This is a genomic window from Frankia sp. CcI49, assembly GCF_001983215.1.
Taxonomy (GTDB): Bacteria; Actinomycetota; Actinomycetes; order Frankiales; family Frankiaceae; genus Parafrankia; species Parafrankia irregularis.
In genome coordinates, this window is record NZ_MOWP01000073.1 from 1 (window position 1) to 2,970 (window position 2,970).

Consider the following 2,970-nt stretch of genomic DNA (forward strand, 5'->3'; position numbering starts at 1 on the left):
ACTGCCTCTACCGGCAAGCAGTCCGGCGATGAAGAAGAACAAGTCGGCGGCGACTCAGAGCGCACAGTCCGAATCGGAAGCGATCTACGCATGACCCAGCTAGCGCGCCTCGAACCACCCGACGCGGTCCGCTTCGGCGCAGACATCCGAGACGCGATCATGACGCTTGTCCGCCGCACCGGCGTCCGTCACCGCAACGTCCTACTTCGCTGGGCGCTATGCCGCTCCCTGGCGGAACCTTCTCGGCCGCCATCACTGCCCGAATGGACCGAGAAGCCAGTCGACATCGCCTGGCGCCTCGTCTCCGGCCAACTCGGCGAACTGCCCTGGCTCCTCCTCGTCGCACGCCTCCGCGAGGACAACCTCCCCTGGGACCAGCAGACCGCGACCGACGAACTCCACCGCCACATAGCCCGCGGCCTTCTCTACCTGGCCGGCGACCGCGAGATCAAGGACTCCACCAGTCTCGCGAAACTGGCCCTCGGGGAGGCTGCCGACGACGCTCTCTAGCACTGACCACGAACGTTCCCGGGCTGTGAGGACACGCCGGGTGGGCTGCTAGGGATCGGGCGGTTTCGGATGCAGCGTCGGGATCGGTAGCTGATGCCGATCCGGGCGAGTGAACCCGATAGGACAGCGGGCGCGGAAGCTGACCGACGAGGAAACCAACAGCTCCAAGCGATCGTGCGCTGTGGGAGACACGGCTCGATCCGAGTCCGCAGAGCTCTGATCATGGGGTCGGCGAGCGGTGCGCCGGCGATCGCGCGCCTAGTCGAGGCAGACGAGGACACGGTGCGCTTCCGGCCTTGCAACCCGCGATGGAAGGCGCCATCGAGATCGCATGGCGCTGATTGCCATGCACCCGGGCGAGCTGTAGTGGCTCCTCGTGTTCTCGCACGGCTCCATCTCGAGGAGCATGGGCAGGACGTGACTCCCAGCGATGAGCTCGCCCGACACGTCGTGCGTGAGACCCCCAGCTAGGACCCCGAGCGGTCCGCGACGCGACCACCTCGCGCATCCCTCCTCGGGACCAACCAACCTTCACCGTGTTCTAACCTCGTAAGACCGTAACGACCACGGCCAGCACTTCGCTAGTGTGGTGTGGTCATAGTCAGACGCTGCCCATCTGGAGACGAGTGTGACTGTACGTACCTATCGCTACGCTGCGTACAGGACGCAACAGACGAAAAACAGTAAATCACTGCTCCTTTTTGACGCGCCAGCAACTCAGATAGAGCAGTGGGTAGGCATTCCCCAGCGACGCCGCGTCGATAGCGGCGACAGCGAATCTCCGGAGACCGTAGGATTCCAGCGCGAGTTTAACCAAGCGCGCCTCCGCGAGCTTACTCAGTTTTTTGATGACGACAGAAACGTAGTACAGAACCCACTACTCTGTGCATTGCAAGACGAGCATTCGGTTACCTTCAAGCCAATTGCAGAAGACTCCAGTTTTGGCGATCTGGAAATCAGAGAGGAGGTTCTTGACGGCCTTGGCCTCGCCGAGTTGATGGAGCGAGTCGTGCTTAAACTTGAAAATCGCATACCTGAGCTCCAAGGCAAATCCGCAGACAACGATTACGTAAACAATCTACTCAGGCAGCTTCCCGACCAGTCAATCGTTGGCGGATTTCTCGACTCGCTTGATGATAGCAACTCGGCCGATGAGGACGAGGAAGATATTCCCGGCTCCGACGACAATGGCGAATTGGGTTCGCTCTTGCTAGYGGAGGAAACGCAAATTGTTGACTTTCATCGAGAGCTTAAAGCMAGGATCGAGGTCCTTCGGCGCTTGACCGAAGGGTCTCGGATGCCCGAGATTCTGGGCTTCACAAAAACAGCAATGCTCTCTTATCTCAGACCTCTTGTCCTTGTCGATGGGCAACATCGCCTGCGCGGCGCAGTCGAAGTCGCCAAGAGGGTAGCGAATACTTCCGGTCAAGAGGACATCTTCTCCGCTATCGATGAGGGAATGGATGGAGCGGCAGCTGACCGTGCCGCTATTGACCGGCATGCCCGTCGCCTACCCGTCTCGCTGCTTCTCGATGCTTCGCCAAGCGAGCATGTTTTCCAGTTTGTTGTGGTTAATCAGAAGGCCACCCCGATGGGTAAGGCTCTCTTGGGGACTATTGTCTCTACAAGTCTCTCAACCAAGGAGCTTGAACCCGTCGCCGAGCGTCTACGGGCTGCCGCTATTCCCCTCGACGACAGTCGCGCAATAGCCTACCTCGCCCGCGCCGACGATAGTCCATTCCGGGGCGTTGTGCAAACCGGTATGGCTGGTGACAGGCCTGAGTATCTCCAATGGAATGTACTACGCGGCCTGAGCTCCATATTTCGGGAACTACGCGGAGGCCGCATTTATGGCTCACGCGTTGACCATGCAGATAAATGGAAGCGTTTCTTTCTCCCAGATTCTGCTCTCGTGGCGACCTACGAGGGTAAAAGAAAATTTGAGGCATGGAAGGCACCCGACGGCCCGTGGCGTGCCGTCTTTATCAGGTTTTTTTCACTCACGAAGGATTATTTCGGTGATCCCGACCCTGACGCCGAGAATGGGTGGGGAGATACAAGGAGGAGCAATCTTTTCAATAAAATTAGCCTAACGATTCTGTCGGCTGATTACTTTCAATGGCTATGCACTTACAGTGAAGCACTCAACTCGGTTGACGACGTGGACCGGACGTTCAGCGACTGGCTGTCTGGAGTCAATAGAGGATACTTCGCTCGCTCGTGGCACATGGATGGTGTAAAGAAAGATCAGAAAGCAGTCCAAGACACGTGGGCAAAGATTTGGACTGACTACCGGTCAGACCCGCAGCGACTGCCCGCAGTTTCACGGTATCGAAACTTCAAGGCTGTATGAGCGCTCACGCTCTCCGCAGCTACGTATCGGCTGCCAGCAACGTGTGGCAGCAAGAATGGGATGAAGCAACCCTACGCAGCTTGTCGTTGCAGAACGTTCCGGGTGAG

At 58.4% G+C, this 2,970-nt stretch carries 2 protein-coding genes and 1 pseudogene; all 3 read left to right on the forward strand.

Annotation, left to right across the window (positions count from 1 at the left end; genetic code table 11):
* Nucleotides 1-90 precede the first annotated feature (90 nt).
* The 3 genes and pseudogenes from CcI49_RS39405 to CcI49_RS41865 all read left to right on the forward strand — a co-directional run bounded on the left by CcI49_RS39405 (nt 91) and on the right by CcI49_RS41865 (nt 2,863).
* Nucleotides 91-510, forward strand: a complete 420-nt coding sequence (locus CcI49_RS39405; RefSeq protein WP_076825610.1) for a DndE family protein — start codon at nt 91-93, stop codon at nt 508-510.
* 109 nt (nt 511-619) lie between these two features.
* A pseudogene (locus CcI49_RS44655) lies at nt 620-798 on the forward strand (IS630 family transposase); the annotation flags it as partial.
* Nucleotides 799-1,138: 340 nt separating this feature from the next.
* A complete protein-coding gene (locus CcI49_RS41865; RefSeq protein WP_131831309.1) occupies nt 1,139-2,863 on the forward strand; it encodes a hypothetical protein in 1,725 nt (574 codons plus the stop codon).
* Nucleotides 2,864-2,970 lie beyond the last annotated feature (107 nt).

Coding starts and splice junctions, on each gene's coding strand:
- CcI49_RS39405 (WP_076825610.1), top strand. CDS start 91: ATGACCCAGCTAGCGCGCCTCGAACCACCCGACGCGGTCCGCTTCGGC.